This window comes from Lactobacillus sp. M0390, from assembly GCF_016102085.1.
GTDB lineage: Bacteria > Bacillota > Bacilli > Lactobacillales > Lactobacillaceae > Lactobacillus > Lactobacillus apis.
The window spans coordinates 1-481 of the sequence record NZ_JACFPH010000024.1; the positions used below are offsets into that span (position 1 = coordinate 1).

The following is a 481-nucleotide window of genomic DNA, read 5'->3' on the forward strand; positions in this document are numbered from 1 at the left end:
GATGACTTGGAAAAAACAGCTTTAAAATTAGCTCGTCCCACTCAAGCAGCTTTAAGTATTTTGCCACCAGATCGTGCAAGTAACAATATTGTTCAAGGACGCTATGCGGACCAAAAAATATTTATTATTACTCGTGAACCAGAGGCTCTGGTTGAAATGGTCGAAGCAGGAGTACCGATTAAAGAAGTTAATGTTGGTAATTTGCCAAGTGGTGAGGGCAGACTGCAACTATTCAAGAGTGTGGGAGTTAATGACGAAGAAATAAAGGCTTTTAAGGAACTTGATGCTCGGGGAGTAAAGCTTTATCACCAGATGGTACCGAACGACCCTAGAGAAGACTTTATGTCTGAATTAAATAAACGGATGGAGAAATAATAATGAATTCATTGAGTGTAGTTCAAATAATTTTGCTGTCTTTGTTTGCTTTCTTCCAAATCAATGAAATTATCACAGTTGGTATTGGTTTTGGTAACCCAGTTAA

At 37.8% G+C, this 481-nt stretch carries 1 protein-coding gene; it reads left to right on the plus strand.

The window, feature by feature from the left end; all coding sequences use genetic code 11:
• Positions 1–375, plus strand: a 375-nt coding sequence (locus tag H3R25_RS08985; protein WP_198195183.1) for a PTS sugar transporter subunit IIB, incomplete at its 5' end; no start/stop codon positions are given.
• Positions 376–481: the final 106 nt, after the last annotated feature.